1 protein-coding gene is annotated in these 267 nt (G+C 62.2%); it reads left to right on the top strand.

Features of this window, described 5'->3' with window-relative positions:
* A partial coding sequence (locus tag SB679_RS24600; RefSeq protein ID WP_410704903.1) for a DnaB-like helicase N-terminal domain-containing protein occupies positions 1-267 on the top strand: 267 nt, incomplete at both ends.

Here is a 267-nt window from a genome sequence, read left to right as displayed (position 1 = left end):
CTGCACGCTCGGGCTGGCACGGCGGAGCGAGCTTTGCTCGGAGCCCTGCTTGTTAACAATGACACCTTCGACCGCATCGCGCCGGTGAGGATTGGCGCTTCGCACTTTGGCGCCCATGGCAATGCCCTGATCTTCAGCGCAATCGCTTCCCTGATTTGTCGGGGGCAATTGGCTGACGTGATTACCGTGCACGATCTCTTGTGTGAGCGCAACGAAGCACCCCGCGCCGGCGGGTTGCCCTATCTCAACTCGCTTGCCGCGGAGTGC

This window comes from Chryseobacterium sp. SIMBA_029, from assembly GCF_046535275.1.
Classification (GTDB): domain Bacteria; phylum Bacteroidota; class Bacteroidia; order Flavobacteriales; family Weeksellaceae; genus Chryseobacterium.
The sequence above is the reverse complement of the archived record's forward strand: the minus strand, read 5'-3'. Positions and strand labels throughout refer to the sequence as shown.